Source organism: Flavobacterium sp. LK-23, from assembly GCF_058135255.1.
This window is the reverse complement of sequence record NZ_JBYUVT010000031.1, coordinates 1-20,489: the sequence shown is the minus strand read 5'-3', so window position 1 is coordinate 20,489 and position 20,489 is coordinate 1. Positions and strand designations below refer to the sequence as shown.

The window sequence follows — 20,489 nt, the reverse complement described above, 5'->3', positions numbered from 1 at the left end:
TTTTGAGTTCGCTTCACATAATTTGAGCTTTCTTCCATAACGATTTTTTTTATGTATCGCTATTTCAGGACGGGACAAATAATTAAATAAAAAGTGCAATAAAAAAACCGCATCTGGCAGAATGCGGTTAACTATTTAAAACTAGATAATTCTTCTTAGTTCGTTTTCATTGGCGGTAAATCAAACGCAACAGAATCGTGTTCGAAATTGTTTCTGTGTCCTCCATCGCAGAATGGTTTGTTTGCAGATAATCCGCAACGGCAAAGACCTAATGCAGATCTTCCTTGTAAACCGTAAAGTGCTCCTTCTGGATCCATGATTTCAAAATCACCTTCGATTTTGATTGATCCGTTTTTATTGATGATTAATTTAGTCTTGCTCATAAGTTTGTTTTTTTCGAGTGCAAAGATTGCGAAATATATTCTCATTTATAAGCGGGAAACGTAGTTTAAACTGGTTCTATTTTATTTGGAATTCCGCAGAGAAACACGAAGATTTTTCACAGAGATTCGCAAAGATTTTTACTTATTTTGAGGAAATAATCTCGCAAAGACGCAGAGCCGCAAAGTTTTTTATTCTTTTGTCAGACTGAGCGAAGTCGAAGTCCCGCAAAGATGAGCTTAACTTACTCTAAAGTCTTGTAAACAAAATTCTTAAACTTCACACTTCCCTTTCCAATAGAACAAAGACCAATTCTTAATCCCAAAAATCCGCTTAAGACATTATGATTGTATCCTGAAACCTCAACTGAATTCTCAATTTTCTTCCAGTCTTTTCCGTCCAAACTGTAAAACATATCTACTGTGTTTTTGATATTCTTTAAACGAAGAAAGACTTTTCTGTTATGCGTGTTTTTTTCTGTTGGAAACTGCCAACCTCTCAAGTTTGCCAAAATGTTGTTCTGATCGGCTAGTATTCCAGAGTAATATTTATTATCGTAAAAAAGCGTTAATCCGCCTGTTGCGTTGCCTTCAATTTCCATTTCAACTTCAGCCATATACGAATGTCCGCCTGGAACAACTACTAGAGGCGAACTGTTTCCTACTCCGTCGCCTTTTCCTTCAATAGTTAAAGTGTTATTGGCAACTTTAAATCTTGAAGCTTCTACTCCACTATAAAACTTCCATTGCGGTTTAAGAGCCGAACCTCCAAAATTGTCACTCAGAGAAAATTCAGGAAGCGTTTTTCCTTCTGGTTTTGCAATTGGTTTATCGGTCTGAATGTTATCTGGAATTTTATACCAGCCGTCTTTTGTCCATTCAACAGGCTGCAATAAAGTCTGACGTCCTAAGTTGTAATAATCCTTTTCGTAACCATGAAAAATCATCCACCATTTTCCGTTTGCATCTTCAAAAACGGTGCTGTGTCCTTTTGACCACCAAGTTTCAGAACTGCTATTGGTTCTCACAATCGGATTATATGGCGAGTTTTCCCAAGGTCCAAAAGGTGATTTTGATCTTGCCGAAATAACCATATGACTTGTGGCGGGTCCAGCTGTTCCGCCTTCGGCAACCGTTAAATAATAATATTCTCCACGCTTGAATAATTTTGGCCCTTCCATACAAAAACATTCAATACTCCATTCGCGCGGAATTTTCCATCCGTCGTAAACATGTTTTAATTCGCTTGTTACCGAAAGGCCATCTTTGGATAAAGCCACATAACCTCCGTTACTAAAATATAAATATCTATTCCCTTTATCATCTGTTACGTGTCCAGGATCAATATTTCCGATTTTTAAATCGACAGGTTCACTCCAAGGTCCGTTAATAGAATCGGCTGTTACGACAAAATTGGTATTATTTGCTGGGAAATAGATGTAATATTTATTGTTGTATTTAATTAAATCGGGCGCCCAAACTGCTCCAACATATTTGTGAAGCGCATTGGTTACCGGTTCCCAATTCATTAAATCGGTAGAATGCCAAATTAAAAGTCCTGGATAATAATCGAATGAAGAATGAACGACATAATAATCTTTTCCGTCGCGCAACAAACTCGGATCGGGATAATCGCCTGCAAAAATTGGATTAGAATATTGATTTTGTTTTAGACTTTTTTCTGGTTGTGATTGAGAATAACCACAAAGCGAAAACAATACTAAAAAGGTTAGATATATTTTATTCATGATGTATGTTTTGATATTTTTTTTCAAATATAGTCAAAAAGACCATAAGGTTTTAATGGAGTGAAATTTTGTTAAGTTTTTACACAGAGATGCACGAAGAATTTCGCAGAGATTCGCAAAGTTTTTTATGAAAGAAGTTAAAAATAATCTCGCAAAGTCGCAGAGGCGCGAAGTTTTTAGGAATAGTTTGTCATTTCGAGGAACGAGAAATCTCCACAAAGATTGGCTATTTTAGGAGCTGAGTTACTCGCGAAGATTTCTCGTTCCTCGAAATGACAAACTGTATGGTTAATTCTTAACTTAAAAACAAAAAACTTTGCGTCTCCGCGACTTTGCGAGAACTAAAATCAAAAAAATCTTAGCGAATCTCTGTGCTTTTTCTCTGTGAATCTTCGTGTAATATTAAAATCTCAATTCTATTGCTTATTTTTGCACTCTAAAATTCATATTAATGACACAGAATCCAAAGAGATATACGATCACGGCGGCATTGCCTTACACCAACGGACCTATTCATATTGGTCACTTGGCGGGAGTTTATGTGCCTGCAGATATATATTCGAGATATTTAAGATTGCAAGGAAAAGATGTAGCATTTATTTGCGGAAGCGATGAACATGGAGTTGCAATCTCTATGAAAGCCAAAAAAGAAGGAATTACACCACAGCAAGTTATTGATAAATATGACGGGATTATCCGCAAATCGTTTGAAGATTTCGGGATTTCATTCAACAACTATTCAAGAACTTCGGCAAAAATTCATCACGATACAGCTTCGGAATTCTTTAGAACATTGTATGATAAAGGCGATTTTATTGAAGAAGTTACAGAACAATTGTACGATGCAAAAGCAAATCAGTTTTTAGCAGACCGTTTTGTTGTGGGAACTTGTCCAAAATGTGGTAATGATGGAGCTTACGGAGATCAGTGCGAAAATTGCGGATCTACTTTAAATGCAACCGATCTGATTAACCCAAAATCGACTATTACTGGAGAAACTCCTATTCTTAAAGAAACTAAACACTGGTTTTTACCTTTAGACAGATATTCTGATTTCTTAACAGAATGGATTTTAGTCGGACATAAAAACGATTGGAAAACGAACGTTTACGGACAAGTAAAATCTTGGATCGACGCAGGATTAGAGCCTCGCGCCGTAACACGTGACCTTGATTGGGGAATTGATGTTCCTGTTGAAGGTGCCGAAGGCAAAAAACTATATGTTTGGTTTGACGCGCCAATTGGTTACATTTCTTCTACGAAAGAATGGGCAGCACGCGAAGGAAAAGACTGGAAACCGTATTGGAAAGATGAAGAAACGAAATTGGTTCACTTTATCGGAAAAGACAATATTGTTTTCCATTGTATCATTTTCCCAGCAATGTTAAAAGCTGAAGGAAGTTATATTTTACCAGACAACGTTCCAGCAAATGAGTTTTTGAACTTGGAAGGAAACAAACTTTCGACTTCTAAAAACTGGGCAGTTTGGTTGCACGAATATTTAGAAGAGTTTCCAGATAAGCAAGATGTTTTACGTTACGCTTTAACATCAAACGCTCCTGAAACAAAAGATAATGACTTTACTTGGAAAGATTTCCAAGCTAGAAATAACAATGAATTAGTTGCTGTTTTCGGAAACTTCGTGAATCGTGTTGTAGTTTTAACTAATAAATATTACGATGGCGTTATTCCAACTCCAAACGAATTCTCAGAAGTTGATGAACAAACTTTAAACGAATTAAAAGCGTATCCAGCTGTAATTGCAAGCTCGGTGGAACGCTACAGATTCCGTGAAGCTTTAGGCGAATTAATGAATGTGGCTCGTTTAGGAAATAAATACTTAGCAGACGAAGAGCCTTGGAAAGTAATGAAAGACAATCCAGAGCGTGTAAAAACTCAAATGTATGTGGCCTTGCAAATCGCTGCGGCGTTGAGCGTTTTAGCTGAACCGTTTTTACCTTTTACGGCTGCGAAACTTTCTAAAATCTTGAATTTAGCTGACCTTAAAGAGCATTTTGCAGGTTTCAGTAAATTCTTGAAAGAGAAAGATCGCGATGCAAAAGACATCTTTATTGAGAAAACTTTAGGTTGGAATGACATTTCTGAAAACTCAGATTTAATTCCGGCTGGACATAAAATTGGCGAGGCAGAATTGCTTTTTGCTAAAATTGAAGACGAAGAAATACAAAAACAAGTAGATAAATTGGAAGCGACAAAAACCGCAAATATTGCTGAAAACAAACAAGCAGAACCACAAAAAGATTTAATTCAGTTTGATGATTTTGCGAAAATGGATATCCGTATCGGAACTATTCTGGAGGCTGAAAAAATGCCAAAAGCAAACAAACTTTTGGTTCTTAAAGTAGATACAGGAATCGATGTTCGTACAATTGTTTCAGGAATTGCAGAAAGTTTTTCTCCAGAAGAAATCATCGGAAAACGTGTTTCTGTATTAGCAAACCTGGCTCCAAGAGCTTTACGTGGTGTTGAAAGCCAAGGAATGATCTTGATGACAACAAATGCTGAGGGAAAACTTGTTTTTGTAAATCCAGATGCTGATGCGCCAAATGGTGCTACGGTAAACTAAAAAAGTTTATTTCAAAATAATAAAAAGAAAGTTATCCGCTTAAAATATCTGGCAGATAACTTTCTTTGTTTAACGTACTTTCTTAAATAATCTATAATCAACTAATACAATCTGAGAATAAATCTTTAATTTTGAGATTATAAAGAGATATTATGGACTTGACTGCACAAATAAAAAAGAATTTAATCTCAAGAATCAAAGATTCTAAAGATTTGAATTTTCTAAATGCACTTCAAACTATTTTTGATTCATCTGAACAAGAACTTTATGAATTGTCAAATGATCAAAAAATGGCAATTGAAAAAAGTCGCATTGAAATTGAAAATGGTAATTTTCATAAAAATGAAGAAGTAATTTCAGAAATGAGAGAATGGCTAAAAAAGAAATAGTTTGGTCTTCTTTTGCTAAACTTCAACTTGAAAATGTTCTTGAATATTATTTCATTAGAAATGAAAGTCCTACTTACAGCTTAAAATTGCTAGATGAAGTTGAAGACTTGCTAGAGACACTTTCAAATTCAGAATTGATTGGAAGACTTACTTCAAATAAAATCACTCGTGTTATTCCTATGAAAGTTTATCTAGTATTCTACGAAATAAATGGAAACCAAATTGAAATAGTTTCATTTTGGGATAATCGTCAGGACATTAAAAACAGAAAAGTAAAATAATCTCAATTAAAACTATCTATCCTTTTAAAAAGCCTCCAACATTAACTAACTGTAATCCTAACACATAATGAAATTAACTAACCAAGTTTATGGAGTTTCTAATGAATTAATTGAAACATATATACAAAGACCAAAAGTTGACAAATTATTTCTAGAAGGTCTTCAAAAAAACAAACATATTATCATATATGGAGCATCAAAACAAGGGAAAACTTCATTAACAAACAAGCATTTAACGGAAGATGAATATATAAAAGTCAATTGTTCTCCTACTTCTACTACTCTTGATCTTTTTAATTCAATCGTTAGACAATTAAATGTTGAAATTTTAGAAACTACAGAAATAACCAATACTATAGGTGGAGAAATAAAAGCTGGTTTGAAAGCTAAAATTCGTATACCTTTTTTAGGTGGAGCTGATGCTGAGACAGAAGCAACAGGAAAAACGGAAAAAGAAACAGGGAAAAACTATAAAACAATTGATTTCAATCTCGCTTTAGCACAAGATTTATCAGAGTTATTAAGAAATATTAATTTTAACAAAAGAATTATTCTAGAAAATTTTCACTATTTAGATGAAGATGTTCAAAAACAATTGTCTATAGACCTAAGAATTTTTGAGGATTATAATATCTTATTTATAATATTAGGAATCTGGAGAGAAAAAAATAGATTAGCTCAGTTTAATGGAGATCTACTAGACAGAGTAATTGAAGTTCCAGTAGAACCTTGGGAAAAGGAAGATCTTAAAAAGATTATTGCTGAAGGATTGCCATTGCTAAATGTTAGTTTTGAAAATATTGTAGATTATATTATCGATAGTTGTTTTGATAGTGTTGGTGTTTTCCAAGAAATATGTAAAGAGTCATGTTACGCAGCTAATGTAAATGAAACTCAAAGCGAATTAATATATATAACAAAAGAAAATGTTGACGAAGCTATTCAGAAAAAATTATCTGACTATTCTAGTAGACATATTAGATGTCTTGAAAGTTTTATTGAACAGAAAGGAAAAAGTTCAGATGAAATACCACTTTATATACCATACTATTTCACAAGAGTTTTACTTAGTGAAACATTAGAAAACATTACTCAAGGATTAAGAGGTAAAAATATTCAAGAAAAAATTAAAGACCTTCATCATAGAGCTGAAAATGTAAGAGGCTCAGATATGGGATATTTTTTAAGAAATTTAGTTTCAAGCCAAATTAAGAAAAAAATTTCGCCTCCAATATTCGATTATGATGTAAGTACACGTTCGGTTAAAATAATTGATTCTACTTTTTATTTTTTCTTAAAAAACTGCGATCGAGAAGAAGTACTTGATAATTTAACTATCCCAGAAGGTATTCAATAATTAAAAAATTAAACAGAAATATCTTATAATTTAAATTGTTTTTTTGTAAGTTTGTTCTGCAAAAAATACACTATAGGATTTATTTAGGAACTTTCAAATAAAGTTAACATAAGCGAATCCCTCGTCATGATGTCCCTACGGAAACAATGGGAAAACCTATCCCTATGGGGTATTTTTTGCACATCTAAAACGAGGGATTCGTGCGTTTAATATTTTCAGGTTTATGCAAAAAAGAGAAAATCAAAAATCGACACATCAAGATGTAATGCAATCGATGGCAAAATTCCTTTCAGACTTATGGTTTGAAGGAGATTTTAGAGAACAGCCCCATTATCTGTCTGAAATTTTCAAGCGAATTCTTGAAACAGAATTGGGAGATGACAAAGAGCTAAGATCAAAAATGATGGAATGCATCAAAACCAGTGAAATGCTTGCCGAAACACTCGAACCATTTTCGGATAAACAAATTCAGAAAGCTTGCAGTAAATTTACTGTAGTTTAACACAAAAAAAGCGCATGAAATTTTAATTAAGTTCATGCGTTTTTACATTATGCATTTATAAATCTTTAGATCAATAAAAAATTATGGGCTACAGTAAATATGAATATATTGATGATAAAAAATTTTATACTATTGTAATTAATGCTAACAAATGCAATGGAGATAAATCTTTTATTAATGAATTTGCAGAATGTCTCATTTTACCAAATAGACCAATAACTTTAAATGTAATTAATGATGCTGTTTATGATCATTTATTAGAAACAAATTGTAAATTTCTAATTGAAAAAAGTGATATATTATTAGAAAAAAACAAAGTTGCATATACTTTTCTTGTAGAAATCCTTGAAATGTATAAGCAATATTCATTAGATTCAGAATATGAATGTATAGTTGAATTTAATTAATTTCAAACAAAAACGTTAATTGGTTAAAATTGCTCAATTCGCACTTTTCCTTTCAAAATACTCGCTTTCTAAGTTACCTTTGAAAAATAATACTAGAATAAAATCCAAATAATGAAACTCACCAAACCAAGATTAGCGCTAATCTGCGGTACACTCTGCATATCTATTTTCCCAATATTGGTAAAATTACGTTTAACACCAGGATTAATTTCGGCTTTTTACCGAATGTTTTTTGCTGTCGTTTTACTTTTGCCTTATGTTCTTTTCAGCGGAAATTTTAAACTTCCAAGTCTAAAATTTTCTCTTTTAGCAATTCTTTGCGGTGTTTTATTCTCGTCTGATGTTGCGGTTTGGAATATCGCCATTCAGGAATCAAGCGCGACTCAGGCTTCACTTTTAACCAATTTATCTCCAGTTTGGGTAGGTGTTGGTTCTTTCTTTTTTCTGAAAGCAAAACCTGCAACCAATTTCTGGATCGGAACATTGGTCGCTTTATTCGGAATGGTCACTTTGGTTGGTTTTGAATTTTTTATCGATTTAAACTTCGATAAAGCATTTCTATTTGCCGTTTTATCTGGCATTCTATATTCCATTTATCTTTTGGTCAGCAAAAATGTCCTTTCAGAGGTAGATGTTCTTTCGTTTATGACGATTAGTTTAATGGCTTCAAGCATTTATTTGGGAATTTTATGTTATTCATTAAACGAACCTTTCACAGGATTCACAGATATGGGCTGGTTTGTTTTGGTTTTGCAAGCCGTAATTTGTCAGTTGTGTGCTTGGCTTTCGATTAGTTATGCCACACAACACATGCGCGCAACGAGAGTTTCGTTAAGTTTATTGAGTCAAGCTGTAATTACCTCAATTTTAGCTTGGTTGTTTTTGGAAGAACAAATAACTTTACAAATGGTTTTGGGCGGAATCATTCTGCTTTTCGGAATCCGAATTACGTTTTACGATAAAACGATTTCTTTGAAAGGGCTTTTTTCTAAGTAAAGAACAGCTCACAGATTTCCACAGATTTAAAGAATTAACACAGATTATTAATTAATTTTAAAAAAATATCAAGCTCCCGATAGCCATCGGAATGGCAGATTAAGCAAATAAAAAATCATTTTAATCTTAATAATCTGTGGCAAAAAAACTTGAAACAAAAAACATTATGTTACATAAAACTAAAATACCAAACTTAAAAGTAATCGCTTTTGATGCCGATGATACTTTGTTTGTAAACGAACCTTATTTCGAGGAAACCGAACATAAATTTTGTGCTTTAATGGAAGATTACCTTTCACATCAAGGCATTTCGCAGGAATTATTCAAAATAGAAATTGCCAATCTGCCTTTGTATGGATATGGAATCAAAGGATACATTCTTTCAATGATTGAAGCGGCGATGAATATTTCTAACAATACCATTCCTGTTGAAGTTATTGAAAAAATCATTCAATATGGAAAAGAATTACTGGAAAAACCAATCGAATTGCTAGACGGAATTGAAGAAACTCTTGAAGCTTTAAAAGGAAAATACAAATTGGTCGTTGCTACAAAAGGCGATTTAAAAGATCAGCACAGCAAATTGCATCGTTCTGGTTTGGGGCATTATTTTCATCATATCGAAGTAATGTCAGACAAACAAGAAATTGATTATCAGAAATTGCTTGGCCGTTTAGATATTGAGCCACACGAATTTTTAATGATTGGAAATTCATTAAAATCAGATGTTCTTCCTGTTTTAGGAATTGGCGGTTATGCTGTTCATATTCCATTTCATACTACTTGGGAACACGAAAAAATTAATCATACTATAGAGCACGAGCATTTTAGTTCATTTGAAACTATTGCAGAAGTGGTTCCGAATTTATTATAATGAAAACAATTTTAGACCTAGAAAATTGGAATAGAAAAGAGCATTTTGCCCATTTCAAACAAATGGAAGAACCCTTTTTTGGAGTCACCGTAGAAATTGACTGCACCAAAGCATATCAAACCGCAAAAAGTATAAACGCTTCTTTCTTCATTTTCTATTTGCATAAAACTTTGGCTGCAGTAAACGCCATTGAAAATTTTAAATATCGAATTTCAGAAGACAAAATATACATAAACGATCAAATTGATGCATCGGCAACAATTGGTCGTGAAGATGGCACTTTCGGATTTTCTTTAATTGAATATCATCCAGATTTTAAAACATTTGAACAAATTGCCTTAACCGAAATCGAGCGCATTCAAAATACAACCGGACTTTTTACCAGATCTTTTGATGATGATAATCTGATTCATTTTTCGGCAATTCCGTGGTTGAATTTTAGTTCGATAACTCATGCACGCAGTTTTACGTATCCAGACAGCTGTCCAAAAATTTCATTTGGTAAAATGATGGTTTCCGAAACTGGAAAAAGAACCATGTCAATGGCCGTTTATGTTCATCATGGTTTAATGGACGGAATGCATGTTGGTCAGTTTGTAGATCTTTTTCAAGAGCTTATGAATCAGTAAAATAATCGGAATGATTTTTGCGCCCAAAAACATATGAAACGAATTTTCCTTTTTTTGTTTTTTATCTCTAGTTCTGTTTTGTTAAGTCAAACAGTACTAACTTCTTATGCAATAGATTTAAAAAACCAAATTGGCCAATCTGAAATTATGATTGGTGAAAATACCATTACTCATGATGTTTTTCTTTTTGCTGCCAGTGCAGATAGCCTTTCGATATTAAAGTACAATAGTGCTTTATTTCTTAGAGATAAATTTGTTACAAATCGTCAGTATACTCAAAACAGATCTTTAATGGGTTACAGTTTCAGCGAAGACGGTAATCCTACTTTATATTGGTTTTCGAAAGAAGACAAATCAATTATTTTAATTAAATATTATCTGGAAAACAAAACCTCTAGAGCATTAAAATTTCAGATTCCGCTTGAAGAGAATTCGCTAATAACAAATTATCAGAGAGACAACAACTTCTATTTGTTGATGAAAGATCGAACAAAAGAGGCTTTGATTGCTTTTATTTTTAAAAACGGAATGGCCGAACAAAAGTTTTTAGATTTTAGCGCTTTCAAATTTATAGATCAGAAAAACCAGCCTAAAACATTTCATCAAATTTTGTTTGAAAATCCGATAGAACTGATGGGATCTGGCGAATACAATCCGTTGTATAAGGTTACAGCCAAAAGTAAAATTTATACCCTTCCTAATCGCTTGATTCTAACTTTAGATCAAAACTTTAGAAAAACGCAATTGTTTGATATTGATCTAGAAAATCTAGAAATAAAAGAAAAGACATTTTTAAAACCGGTTGGAAATAAAAACCCAAAAACGTCTAATTCTTATTATCACGAGAATAAATTATATCAAATTAATCTTAATGCCGACGAGCTTTTGCTTGACATTAAAGATTATGGATCTGGTGAATCAATAAAGTCTTTTGCAGTTTCAAAAAAAGATACCATTCGTTTTAGCAATTCCCCTTTACTGATGCAAATTGAAGATCGTGAGCCAAGAAAGTTAAAGAATACAGCGAAATTTTTAAAAGCTTTATCTTCCCTAGACGCTGGAGTTTCGGTTTATAAAAACGAGAAAAATCTCTTTATCACACTAGGAGGAAGCGGAAGAGATTTTAATACGGTATCTCTTAATGGCTTTAATTTTAGTGATCCTTTTGGAGATTTTCCTTCAAATAATTATTATAATGTCGAGACCAATTATTCTGTTTTTTTTGAAAGTATATGGACCAAAAAACTAGAACCAACACAAGAAACACACGAGCCTTTTGCTACAGATAAAATCTTCTACTTTTTAGATTCTCATAGAGAAGCAGTTCTTCCTAATTCTGTTAAACTAAGTAATTACACCATTTTGACTTATTATGATATTGTTGCGAAACAGCTTGTTCTTCGCAAATTTACTGACGGATTTAATTAAGCCCATTCGCTGATAAAATCTATTTGCTTTTATTTTCCTTTTTTTTTATCGCTTAGATTTTTGCCAATTACCCTATTTTAATACTTTTTTGGCTTTTAGGGAAAGTTTTTACTTACAATTTGTTGTTGTTTTGGACAATATTTAAAATTAAGAAACAATGAAAAAAATTGTAATGACTCTTGCATTTGCCCTGGCTTTAACAGGAGTACATGCGCAAACAGAAAACAATAGCAGCTATAATAAGTGGTCTGTAGAACTAGCTGGCGGACTAACTAAACCTCAACGCTCATTTTCAGCAGGTTACTCAACAAGTACTCCAAGTCCTTGGGTTGGTGAATTAGGGGTTCGTTATATGTTCAACAACAAATTTGGTTTAAAGGCCGATTTTGGATACAACAGTTTTACTTCAAAAAGCAACTCTATCGATTTTGATTCAAAAAACTACAGAGTAGATTTACAGGCTGTTGCTAACTTAGGCCGCATCATGAATTTTGAAACGTGGACAAACACTTTAGGTTTATTAGGACATGCTGGTTTCGGTTATGGTCAGTTAAGAAGTGATAACTTTAAAGGAGCAGATGAAGTAGGTAACTTTATCGCCGGTGTAACTGGACAAATAAAATTATCAAACAGAGTTGCTTTAACTGGTGATTTCTCTACTATTTTGAATGCATCACAAGATCATACCTTTGACGGAGCTTATGTAGCTCAAAACAGAGGTTTCTCAGGTTTGATTTTTAATGGTACAATTGGTTTAAATGTGTACTTAGGGAAAAATGCAAAACATGCAGACTGGACTGTAACTTCAAGTGAAGGAAACAATGTGGATATTTCTGGTTTAGAAAGCAAAGTAGCAGATCTTGAAGCACAAATCAAAAAAATACCTGCACAAAAAGAAGTAGTTGTTGAAAAACAAATAAACACTCCTCAGGCAACTGATAATGAATTAATCAGAAGAATGATTAATGACAAATATTACAGTGTTTACTTTGATTTCAATAAAACAACTCCAATCGAGAACTCAACAGCTGCGATTGACGTTGTGTTAAATTACTTAAGAAAAAATCCTTCTGCATCTTTAGACCTTGTTGGTTATGCTGACCAAGTTGGAAAAGCTGAGTATAATGAAAAATTATCTTATACTAGAGCTACTAACGTAAAAACAATTTTCGAAAAAGCTGGAATCGCTTCTTCTCGTTTAAATGTTGTTGCAAATGGTGCAGATACATCAATTCAAAAAGATTCTGACGAAGCTAGAAGATTAGCTAGACGAGTTACTTTTATTGTAAAATAATTTCTTTTTAATACTTGATTCGAAAGTCCTTAAGATTTTTTCTTAGGGGCTTTTTTTTATGCTACATAACTAAATCCTAGCTTCTTACTATTATTATACTGAAATTAATCTAAGAGTCTAATGTTTTCGAGCTTTAGAAAAATGAAATGAATAATTTTGCTTAATTTTACAAAAAAGACACTTATTATGTTAGCAAAAAATATTGAATCGGCTTTAAACAAGCAAATCCGCATAGAAGCAGAATCTTCTCAAACTTATCTTTCTATGGCTTGTTGGGCTGAAGTACAAGGATTAGAGGGAATCGCTCAATTTATGTACACACAGTCAGATGAAGAGCGCGCGCATATGCTTAAACTAGTTAAGTATGTAAACGAACGCGGAGGACACGCTCAGGTAACAGATCTTAAAGCACCAAAAACAACTTATACTACTTTCAAAGAGATGTTTGAAGAGCTTTACAATCACGAACTTTTTGTTTCGCAATCTATCAACGAATTAGTGCACATTACTTTTGAAGAAAGAGATTATGCTACACACAATTTCTTGCAATGGTACGTTTCTGAACAAATTGAAGAAGAAGCTACAGCTAAATCGATCTTAGATAAAATCAACTTAATTGGTGATGATAAAGGCGGACTTTATTTGTTTGATCGTGATATTCAGCAATTAACAGTTACGAGTTCAATCGCTATCAATCCTAAATAAAAAAGTTAAAGTTTATTTAGAACATTTAAAAATAACTTTTTTGGTTTATATTTGTCTCTGTTTTTAAAATTCAGAGGAAAAAGTGAGCAAGAAAGAAAAAGACAAGGACAAAAAAAAGGATAAAAAGAAAAAGAAAAACAAAGATATCCTTGATAAAATTAAGAAGATTGAAAACTGTAAATCTTCTTGTTGCGAGAAATATAAAAAGAGCGAAAAGAAACGCTGCTCACGCTGTCCTATGTTTGACTTATTTAAAAAAACTGCTTAATACAATATAGAAAAACCCATCAGATTTCTCTGGTGGGTTTTTTAGTTTTAAATTGCAGTCACTTTCGATTTTTAAATTCAATTATGGAAAACACCGTTACAATTCCCAAATCTAGTCTTGACTTTTTAGTTGAACTGAAAAAGAACAACAATAAACCTTGGTTTGAAGAACATAAACCACAATATTTGATAGAGCTCAATCATATTGAAAATTTTGCGGGCGCTTTACTGAAGGAACTTTCCAAAACTGATGTTTTAGAAAATGCTTCGGGCAAGAAAAGTGTTTATAGAATTTATCGAGACATCCGTTTTTCTAAAGATAAAACTCCTTTTAAGCATTATTGGGAAGGAAGTTACACACGAGCAACTGCAGCAAGACGTGGCGGTTATTATTTTCATCTGGAAAAAGGAAACAGCTTTTTTGCTGGTGGTTTCTGGGGACCAAATGCCGCAGATTTAAAACGAATAAGAACCGAATTTGCTCATGATCCCGAAACCTTTCACGAAATATTGAATTCAGATTCTTTCAAAAGCAATTTTGGCACTTTGCAAGGAGAACAGCTCAAAACAAAGCCAAAAGGTTTTGATGTTGATCATCCTGCCATTGATTTGCTTCGTTTCAAACAATTTTTGGTCATTAAACGTTTTACAGATGAAGAAGTATTGAGTCCGCAGTTTTTAGAACTAGCCTTGGGTGCTTTCAAAAACATGAGACCTTTTTTTGATTATATGAGTGAAGTTCTTACAACTGATGCTAATGGTGTTTCGATACTTTAATTCATTTATAAAAACAACAAACCCGACAGGTTTTGGAAAGCTGTCGGGTTTTACTATTTCGCAAGAGCGTTATTTACTTAGAAGCAAAATTTCATTTACTACAACCTCGGTTATATAACGTTTCTCTCCGTTTTTATCATCATAGCTTCTGTGTGTCAGTTTTCCTTCAACAGCGATTTCTTTACCTTTTACAACATACTTTTCTATAAGTTCTGCCGTTTTTCCCCAAGCAGTTATGCGATGCCACTCTGTTTGTTCTACTTTCTCGCCTTTATCATTTCTATAAACCTCATTTGTTGCGATCGTAAGGTGTGCTAGTTTTCTACCGCTTTCTAATGTTTTAATTTCTGGATCATTTCCAACATTCCCAATTAACTGAACTTTGTTTCTAATTGCACTCATGGCGTATACTATTTTAATGTTACTATTAAATTGAATCGTTTATCAAATTCAACATGGCAAAGATGCGAAAGCTCAGACGAGACAGTCGGTTATTAACTATTTACTATCGACTGTAACTATTTGTAAGCGTTTGTAAATGGAAATTGTTTTTTGTATATTTGAGATAAATCTTACGATATGCAGGCAAAAATTAAAAAAGTAGAGTTACGAAATCTTGAAATAGAAGACTATAAACAATTAAAAAAATCGATGATCGAATCGTATCCAGAAATGGCCGATTCTTATTGGAGATCTGAGGATATAGAAAGACTTCTTTCCATTTTTCCAGAAGGACAGCTGGTGATTTTGGTTGACGGAAAAGTTGTTGGCTCTGCCCTATCTCTTATTGTTGACGAAAAATTAGTAGAAAAAAGACATAATTATCAGCAGATTAGTGGCGATTATACCTTTTCGACCCACAATCCGAATGCTGAAATTTTATACGGAATAGATGTTTTTATTCATCCTAATTATAGAGGCTTGCGTTTAGGACGTCGTTTGTACGATGCAAGAAAGGAACTTTGCGAACAATTGAACCTTAAGGCGATTGTTTTTGCAGGAAGAATTCCGAACTATAGAGAACATGCCAAAAAGATGTCTCCAAAAGCTTATATCGAAAAGGTGCGTACCAAAGAATTGTACGATCCGGTTCTTTCTTTTCAGCTAAGTAACGATTTTCACGTTTTGAGAGTCATCAAAAATTACCTTGAAGGAGATGAAGAATCGAAAGAATTTGCGGTTCTATTGGAATGGAATAATATTTACTATGATGATAGTCCGAAGCTGATTAATTTGAAGAAGAATATTATTCGCTTAGGATTAATTCAGTGGCAGATGCGTCCGCTTAATAATGTTGAAGCGCTTTTTGAACAAGCCGAATTTTTTATTGACGCCGTTTCGGGTTATGGTTCTGATTTTGCTTTATTCCCAGAGTTGTTTATTGCGCCTTTAATGGCCGATTACAATCATTTGTCTGAAGCAGAAGCAATTCGTGAATTGGCTCGTCACTCTGATCCTATTAGAAAAAAGTTTCAAGAATTTGCCATTTCATACAATATCAACATTATTACTGGAAGTATGCCTTATCTCGAAGGCGGAAATCTCTATAATGTTGGTTTCTTATGCAAAAGAGATGGAACATCAGAAATGTATACCAAAGTTCATATCACGCCAAACGAAGTTATCCATTGGGGAATGAAAGGCGGATCTCAATTTAAAACCTTTGATACCGATTGCGGTAAAATCGGAATTTTAATCTGCTATGATGTTGAGTTTCCAGAACTTTCTAGACTTTTAGCAGATGAGGGAATGAATATTTTGTTTGTACCATTTTTAACAGATACTCAAAACGGATACACTCGCGTAAAACATTGTTCACAGGCACGCGCCATCGAAAATGAGTGTTATGTAGCCATAGCAGGTTGCGTTGGAAATCTTCCGAAAGTAAATAATATGGATATTCAATATGCGCAGTCTTCTGTATTTACGCCATCCGATTTTGCTTTTCCAAGTAACGGAATCAAAGCAGAAGCTACGCCAAACACCGAAATGACCCTAATTGTAGATGTTGATTTAAACTTACTGAAAGAACTTCATGAACATGGAAGCGTAAAAACATTAAAAGACAGAAGATCCGATCTTTATGAAATTAAAAAATTGAATTCATGAAAACATGCCTCGAATGCTCAGCCAAAATTGTTGGCAGAGAAGACAAGAAATTCTGCTCAGACAGTTGTCGAAATGCCTACAATAACAAAATAAATAAAGATAGTACGAATTTCATGCGAAATATAAACAACAAGTTACGCAAAAATTACCGTATTTTGGCAGAGTTAAATGTAGACGGAAAATCGAAAGCTTCGAGAGATAAATTACTAACAAAAGGTTTTGATTTTGAGTTCTTTACAAACATTTTACAGACCAAGACAGGAAATACATATTATTTCTTGTACGATCAAGGCTATCGTTCCTTGGACAATGATTATTTTATGCTTGTTAAAAAAGAAATATAGTTAGTATTTATTACCATGAGAAAAAACCCCACCTCAATTCTAGCCATAGTCTGCGTTTTAGCCTTACTTGGCATTATATACGCCACGATGATGCCGCAAGGAATCTCTAAAGATGACGAAGCGCTTGCTGAATTTTCGACCGAAAGAGCCTTAAATCAGGTCGAAATTATTGCACAGAAACCGCACTATGTAGGGTCAACCAATCACGAACTTGTTGCCAACTATTTAAAACTAGAATTAAACCGAATTGGTTTAGAAACGAGTGTCCAGGAAGGTTTTACTCTAAACGATAAAGGTCTTTTGGTAAAGTCAAAAAATATTTTGGCTCGAATTAAAGGAACTAACAATACAAAAGCACTTTTACTTCTTTCTCATTATGATAGTGCGCCGCACTCGTTCTCAAAAGGCGCAAGCGACGATGCTTCTGGAGTCGCTACTATTTTAGAAGGTGTTCGTGCCTTTTTGTACTCAAAACATCCTCAAAAAAACGACATTATCATATTATTCTCTGATGCAGAAGAATTGGGATTAAACGGCGCTGCTTTATTCGTAAACAAACATCCTTGGGCAAAAGACGTTGGTTTAGTTTTAAACTTTGAAGCAAGAGGAACTTCTGGACCGAGCTACATGCTCATGGAAACCAATAAAGGAAACCAAGCTCTGATTAAAGAATTTACCAAAGCAAAACCTTCACATCCCGTTTCAAATTCGTTGATGTACAGTATTTACAAAATGCTTCCTAACGATACCGATTTAACTGTTTTTAGAGAACAAGGAAATATTCAAGGTTTTAATTTTGCCTTTATCGATGGGCATTTTAACTATCATACGCAACAGGATGATGTTCAACATCTAAACAAAAATACATTGGCGCATCAAGGCACTTACATCATGCCTTTGATAAAATACTTCTCTAATATTGATTTAAACCAAACTGAGTCTACAGAAGACGATGTTTATTTCAACGCTCCTTTTACTTTCATCAGTTATCCGTTTACTTGGGTAATGCCAATGACACTTATTGCTTTTGGCTTATTGGTCATTTTCATTTTCGTTGGAAAAGTAAAACGAATCATTACTTTCACAGAAATTTTTAAAGGTTTTGTTCCGCTTCTTGGATCACTTATAATTGCAGGATTGGTAACGTTTTTAGGATGGAAACTTGTTCTTGAAATCTACCCACAGTATTCTGATCTTCTAAACGGATTTACTTATAACGGACATGCTTACATTGGCGCTTTTGTTACATTAAGTATTGCAATTTGTTTTGCTTTTTACCATCATTTTTCTGAGGCAAAAACAACGATGAACCATTTTGTGGCGCCCTTACTGACTTGGATCATCATTAATGCGTTTTTAGCAAATAGCTTAACCGGTGCAGGTTTTTTAATTATTCCGGTTTATTTCGGAATCTTATTGTTCGGAATCTTTGTCTTTACACAACATTACAGTTTAGGAATGAATTTACTATTTTCTATTCCTGCCCTAGCAATTGTTGCGCCTTTCATAGTAATGTTCCCAGTTGGTTTAGGTCTTAAAATATTGTACGGAAGTGCTGTTCTAACCGTTCTTTTGTTCGGATTATTGCTTCCGATATTTGGTGCATTTGCAAAAAAAGGAGCTTGGATCGTTGTTTTCTTCCTTTCTTCTATCGCATTTTTCATTTACGCAGGATACAATTCTGGTTACGAATATGGTAAAGCAAAATCAAATAGTTTATTATATGTTTACAATGCAGACAACAATACCGCTGTTTGGACAACATACGATACTAATTTGGACGAATGGACTAAATCCTACCTAGGCGAAAACAATCAGAAAGCAGTTGGATTAAATACGCTTCCACTGGCAAGCAAATACAATACAACGTTTACCTATAGCGCTATTGCTCCGGTTGTTGAAGTTCCGAAACCAACAATTCAATTTTTAAGAGACAGTGTAATTGGAAATAATAGATATCTAAAAATCAAAATTACTCCAAACAGAAAAGTAAACCGTTACGACATTTATGCTAATCCGAAAATGACGTTCTTTAACTTTAAAGCAAATGGAGTGGCAACTTCTGGCGAAAAAGGAAATCGTCTGCAAAGAGAAGACAGCAAAATTTTATGCTATTATGTTGTAGGGAATGAACCGCTCGAAATGGAATTCTACATCAATAAATCGTCTATTTTTGATATGGATTTAATCGAAAGTTCATTCGATTTAATGAGCAATCCGCTATTGAATGTTAAACCAAGAAATGATTGGATGATGCCAACACCATTTGTTTTAAATGATGCCATTTTAATACAGCAGAAAATCAAAAGATATGTGCCGCCAGTAAAACCTATTGAGCCTGTTGTGCCAGTAGATAGTTTGGCGGTAAGCAAAGATACTTTGAAACCGGCAGTTGTTAAACCAGAATAAGAAAATCAATCTAACCTTAATCATTTAAAATGAAAAAAAACTTTTCGTTATTTTTAACTTTTAGCGGCTTTTTAGCAATGAATGCGCAAACCGTTGAAGAAAAAATCGCCACAAAAGCATGCGAGTGTTTAGAAAAAAGTTCAAAAGTTACTGAAGATGTTTATAGAGATTGTCTAACTAAACCAATGAGCGAACTGATCTTGACAGATAAAGATCCTAAAGTTAGAGAATCAATAAATACAGTTGAAGGCATTCAGGGTATGATTTTGAAAGTTCAAGGTGTCATTTCAAAAAAATGCCCAAATCTGGTTCCAGAATTAACGGAAAACAAAGACGATGTTTTTTATAGCAAATCAAAGAACCAAAACGCACAGAACTCTTATGTAATTGCAAAAGATTTTATGCGCCAGAGCAACTATAAAATGGCTATCGAAAGTTTTCAGCTGGCTTTAAAAGAAGATCCAAATTTTGTTCTTGCTCTTGATGATATGGCGGTTTCTTACAGACAGTTAAGCGATTATGATAATGCCATTAAATATTATAAAAAATCGCTCGAAATTTATCCCGAAGGAAATTTTGCCTTGATGAATATTGGTGTTGCCTATACTTTTAAATCTGATTATCAAACTGCGATAAGTTATTATGAAAAGCTGATTCAATATCATCCAAACAATGCTGAAGGCTATTTTGGTGCTGGAAAAAACTATTTCATGCTGAAAGATGATGAAAAAGCGTTGGATAATCTTTTTTTGGCGCATATCATTTATACCAATGAAAATTCTGAATATGCAAAAGATTCGGAACAGCTTATTGGTGCACTTTACCAGAAAATGAAATCGGAAAACAAAGAAGATTTATTCAAAAAAATTGCAGAGAAAAACAACATTAAAATAGAATAAAACTTAAATAAAAAAGGCAGACTTATAATTTAGACTGCACCCAAAAGTTTAGACAAATTAATAATTAAGTTTTATAATAATGAGCTCGATATTGTATCGGGCTCATT

Annotated in this window: 21 protein-coding genes; 18 read left to right on the top strand and 3 right to left on the bottom strand. The window is 33.5% G+C overall.

Annotation, left to right across the window (positions count from 1 at the left end; all coding sequences use genetic code 11):
* Positions 1-155 precede the first annotated feature (155 nt).
* Together AC3Y25_RS24130 and AC3Y25_RS24125 are read right to left on the bottom strand one after the other, a co-directional pair.
* Positions 156-383: a CDGSH iron-sulfur domain-containing protein gene (locus tag AC3Y25_RS24130; protein WP_012022943.1), complete on the bottom strand. Its 228-nt coding sequence runs from the start codon at positions 381-383 to the stop codon at positions 156-158.
* A 242-nt stretch (positions 384-625) separates the two neighbouring features.
* Entirely contained in the window at positions 626-2,128 is a 1,503-nt protein-coding gene (locus tag AC3Y25_RS24125; protein ID WP_489904507.1) for a family 43 glycosylhydrolase, read from the bottom strand.
* A 451-nt stretch (positions 2,129-2,579) separates the two neighbouring features.
* Here AC3Y25_RS24125 and metG point away from each other — a divergent pair, with 451 nt between their 5' ends.
* The 14 genes from metG to AC3Y25_RS24055 all read left to right on the top strand — a co-directional run bounded on the left by metG (position 2,580) and on the right by AC3Y25_RS24055 (position 14,621).
* A complete protein-coding gene (gene metG / locus AC3Y25_RS24120; RefSeq protein ID WP_489904506.1) occupies positions 2,580-4,715 on the top strand; it encodes a methionine--tRNA ligase in 2,136 nt (711 codons plus the stop codon).
* Between the two features lie 152 nt (positions 4,716-4,867).
* On the top strand, positions 4,868-5,104 hold the full coding sequence (locus AC3Y25_RS24115) for a hypothetical protein (RefSeq protein ID WP_489904505.1): 237 nt from the start codon (positions 4,868-4,870) through the stop codon (positions 5,102-5,104).
* Positions 5,086-5,385, top strand: a complete 300-nt coding sequence (locus AC3Y25_RS24110; protein WP_489904504.1) for a type II toxin-antitoxin system RelE/ParE family toxin — start codon at positions 5,086-5,088, stop codon at positions 5,383-5,385. Before AC3Y25_RS24115 ends, AC3Y25_RS24110 begins: the two co-directional genes overlap by 19 nt.
* A gap of 67 nt (positions 5,386-5,452) precedes the next feature.
* Entirely contained in the window at positions 5,453-6,742 is a 1,290-nt protein-coding gene (locus AC3Y25_RS24105) for a hypothetical protein (protein ID WP_489904503.1), read from the top strand.
* A 223-nt stretch (positions 6,743-6,965) separates the two neighbouring features.
* On the top strand, positions 6,966-7,244 hold the full coding sequence (locus AC3Y25_RS24100) for a hypothetical protein (protein ID WP_489904502.1): 279 nt from the start codon (positions 6,966-6,968) through the stop codon (positions 7,242-7,244).
* Positions 7,245-7,327: 83 nt separating this feature from the next.
* Entirely contained in the window at positions 7,328-7,651 is a 324-nt protein-coding gene (locus AC3Y25_RS24095) for a hypothetical protein (protein ID WP_489904501.1), read from the top strand.
* A gap of 111 nt (positions 7,652-7,762) precedes the next feature.
* On the top strand, positions 7,763-8,647 hold the full coding sequence (locus AC3Y25_RS24090) for a DMT family transporter (RefSeq protein ID WP_489904500.1): 885 nt from the start codon (positions 7,763-7,765) through the stop codon (positions 8,645-8,647).
* A gap of 166 nt (positions 8,648-8,813) precedes the next feature.
* Positions 8,814-9,521 carry an HAD family hydrolase gene (locus tag AC3Y25_RS24085; protein ID WP_489904499.1) on the top strand — a complete coding sequence of 236 codons (708 nt, stop codon included), beginning with the start codon at positions 8,814-8,816 and terminating at the stop codon, positions 9,519-9,521.
* Positions 9,521-10,150 carry a CatA-like O-acetyltransferase gene (locus AC3Y25_RS24080; RefSeq protein WP_489904498.1) on the top strand — a complete coding sequence of 210 codons (630 nt, stop codon included), beginning with the start codon at positions 9,521-9,523 and terminating at the stop codon, positions 10,148-10,150. Before AC3Y25_RS24085 ends, AC3Y25_RS24080 begins: the two co-directional genes overlap by 1 nt.
* A 33-nt stretch (positions 10,151-10,183) precedes the next feature.
* Positions 10,184-11,578, top strand: a complete 1,395-nt coding sequence (locus AC3Y25_RS24075; protein WP_489904497.1) for a hypothetical protein — start codon at positions 10,184-10,186, stop codon at positions 11,576-11,578.
* A gap of 157 nt (positions 11,579-11,735) precedes the next feature.
* Complete coding sequence (locus AC3Y25_RS24070) at positions 11,736-12,872, top strand: OmpA family protein (protein WP_489904496.1); 1,137 nt, start codon at positions 11,736-11,738, stop codon at positions 12,870-12,872.
* Positions 12,873-13,058: 186 nt separating this feature from the next.
* The gene (locus AC3Y25_RS24065) at positions 13,059-13,577 is read left to right on the top strand and encodes a ferritin (RefSeq protein WP_095930276.1); all 519 of its coding nucleotides are present in this window, start codon (positions 13,059-13,061) and stop codon (positions 13,575-13,577) included.
* Positions 13,578-13,659: 82 nt separating this feature from the next.
* Positions 13,660-13,845, top strand: coding sequence for a hypothetical protein (locus tag AC3Y25_RS24060; protein WP_029271150.1), 186 nt, complete (start codon positions 13,660-13,662; stop codon positions 13,843-13,845).
* Between the two features lie 83 nt (positions 13,846-13,928).
* The gene (locus AC3Y25_RS24055; RefSeq protein WP_489904495.1) at positions 13,929-14,621 is read left to right on the top strand and encodes a DUF2461 domain-containing protein; all 693 of its coding nucleotides are present in this window, start codon (positions 13,929-13,931) and stop codon (positions 14,619-14,621) included.
* Between the two features lie 69 nt (positions 14,622-14,690).
* On the opposite strand, the gene AC3Y25_RS24050 is transcribed toward AC3Y25_RS24055, so the two are convergent.
* Entirely contained in the window at positions 14,691-15,023 is a 333-nt protein-coding gene (locus AC3Y25_RS24050; protein ID WP_250834763.1) for a single-stranded DNA-binding protein, read from the bottom strand.
* A 177-nt stretch (positions 15,024-15,200) separates the two neighbouring features.
* On the opposite strand from AC3Y25_RS24050, the gene AC3Y25_RS24045 reads away from it, so the two are divergent.
* Genes AC3Y25_RS24045 through AC3Y25_RS24030 form a run of 4 tightly spaced genes read left to right on the top strand, consistent with a single transcriptional unit; the run spans position 15,201 to position 20,382 of the window.
* The gene (locus tag AC3Y25_RS24045) at positions 15,201-16,730 is read left to right on the top strand and encodes a GNAT family N-acetyltransferase (RefSeq protein WP_427875586.1); all 1,530 of its coding nucleotides are present in this window, start codon (positions 15,201-15,203) and stop codon (positions 16,728-16,730) included.
* Positions 16,727-17,074, top strand: coding sequence for a hypothetical protein (locus AC3Y25_RS24040; RefSeq protein ID WP_057115356.1), 348 nt, complete (start codon positions 16,727-16,729; stop codon positions 17,072-17,074). The genes AC3Y25_RS24045 and AC3Y25_RS24040 overlap by 4 nt, the downstream gene beginning before the upstream one ends.
* Positions 17,075-17,089: 15 nt before the next feature.
* Positions 17,090-19,483, top strand: a complete 2,394-nt coding sequence (locus AC3Y25_RS24035) for a M28 family peptidase (RefSeq protein ID WP_489904494.1) — start codon at positions 17,090-17,092, stop codon at positions 19,481-19,483.
* Between the two features lie 29 nt (positions 19,484-19,512).
* Entirely contained in the window at positions 19,513-20,382 is an 870-nt protein-coding gene (locus tag AC3Y25_RS24030) for a tetratricopeptide repeat protein (protein WP_489904493.1), read from the top strand.
* Positions 20,383-20,489: the final 107 nt, after the last annotated feature.

Coding starts and splice junctions, on each gene's coding strand:
- AC3Y25_RS24130 (WP_012022943.1), bottom strand. CDS start 383: ATGAGCAAGACTAAATTAATCATCAATAAAAACGGATCAATCAAAATC.
- AC3Y25_RS24125 (WP_489904507.1), bottom strand. CDS start 2,128: ATGAATAAAATATATCTAACCTTTTTAGTATTGTTTTCGCTTTGTGGT.
- metG (WP_489904506.1), top strand. CDS start 2,580: ATGACACAGAATCCAAAGAGATATACGATCACGGCGGCATTGCCTTAC.
- AC3Y25_RS24115 (WP_489904505.1), top strand. CDS start 4,868: ATGGACTTGACTGCACAAATAAAAAAGAATTTAATCTCAAGAATCAAA.
- AC3Y25_RS24110 (WP_489904504.1), top strand. CDS start 5,086: ATGGCTAAAAAAGAAATAGTTTGGTCTTCTTTTGCTAAACTTCAACTT.
- AC3Y25_RS24105 (WP_489904503.1), top strand. CDS start 5,453: ATGAAATTAACTAACCAAGTTTATGGAGTTTCTAATGAATTAATTGAA.
- AC3Y25_RS24100 (WP_489904502.1), top strand. CDS start 6,966: ATGCAAAAAAGAGAAAATCAAAAATCGACACATCAAGATGTAATGCAA.
- AC3Y25_RS24095 (WP_489904501.1), top strand. CDS start 7,328: ATGGGCTACAGTAAATATGAATATATTGATGATAAAAAATTTTATACT.
- AC3Y25_RS24090 (WP_489904500.1), top strand. CDS start 7,763: ATGAAACTCACCAAACCAAGATTAGCGCTAATCTGCGGTACACTCTGC.
- AC3Y25_RS24085 (WP_489904499.1), top strand. CDS start 8,814: ATGTTACATAAAACTAAAATACCAAACTTAAAAGTAATCGCTTTTGAT.
- AC3Y25_RS24080 (WP_489904498.1), top strand. CDS start 9,521: ATGAAAACAATTTTAGACCTAGAAAATTGGAATAGAAAAGAGCATTTT.
- AC3Y25_RS24075 (WP_489904497.1), top strand. CDS start 10,184: ATGAAACGAATTTTCCTTTTTTTGTTTTTTATCTCTAGTTCTGTTTTG.
- AC3Y25_RS24070 (WP_489904496.1), top strand. CDS start 11,736: ATGAAAAAAATTGTAATGACTCTTGCATTTGCCCTGGCTTTAACAGGA.
- AC3Y25_RS24065 (WP_095930276.1), top strand. CDS start 13,059: ATGTTAGCAAAAAATATTGAATCGGCTTTAAACAAGCAAATCCGCATA.
- AC3Y25_RS24055 (WP_489904495.1), top strand. CDS start 13,929: ATGGAAAACACCGTTACAATTCCCAAATCTAGTCTTGACTTTTTAGTT.
- AC3Y25_RS24050 (WP_250834763.1), bottom strand. CDS start 15,023: ATGAGTGCAATTAGAAACAAAGTTCAGTTAATTGGGAATGTTGGAAAT.
- AC3Y25_RS24045 (WP_427875586.1), top strand. CDS start 15,201: ATGCAGGCAAAAATTAAAAAAGTAGAGTTACGAAATCTTGAAATAGAA.
- AC3Y25_RS24040 (WP_057115356.1), top strand. CDS start 16,727: ATGAAAACATGCCTCGAATGCTCAGCCAAAATTGTTGGCAGAGAAGAC.
- AC3Y25_RS24035 (WP_489904494.1), top strand. CDS start 17,090: ATGAGAAAAAACCCCACCTCAATTCTAGCCATAGTCTGCGTTTTAGCC.
- AC3Y25_RS24030 (WP_489904493.1), top strand. CDS start 19,513: ATGAAAAAAAACTTTTCGTTATTTTTAACTTTTAGCGGCTTTTTAGCA.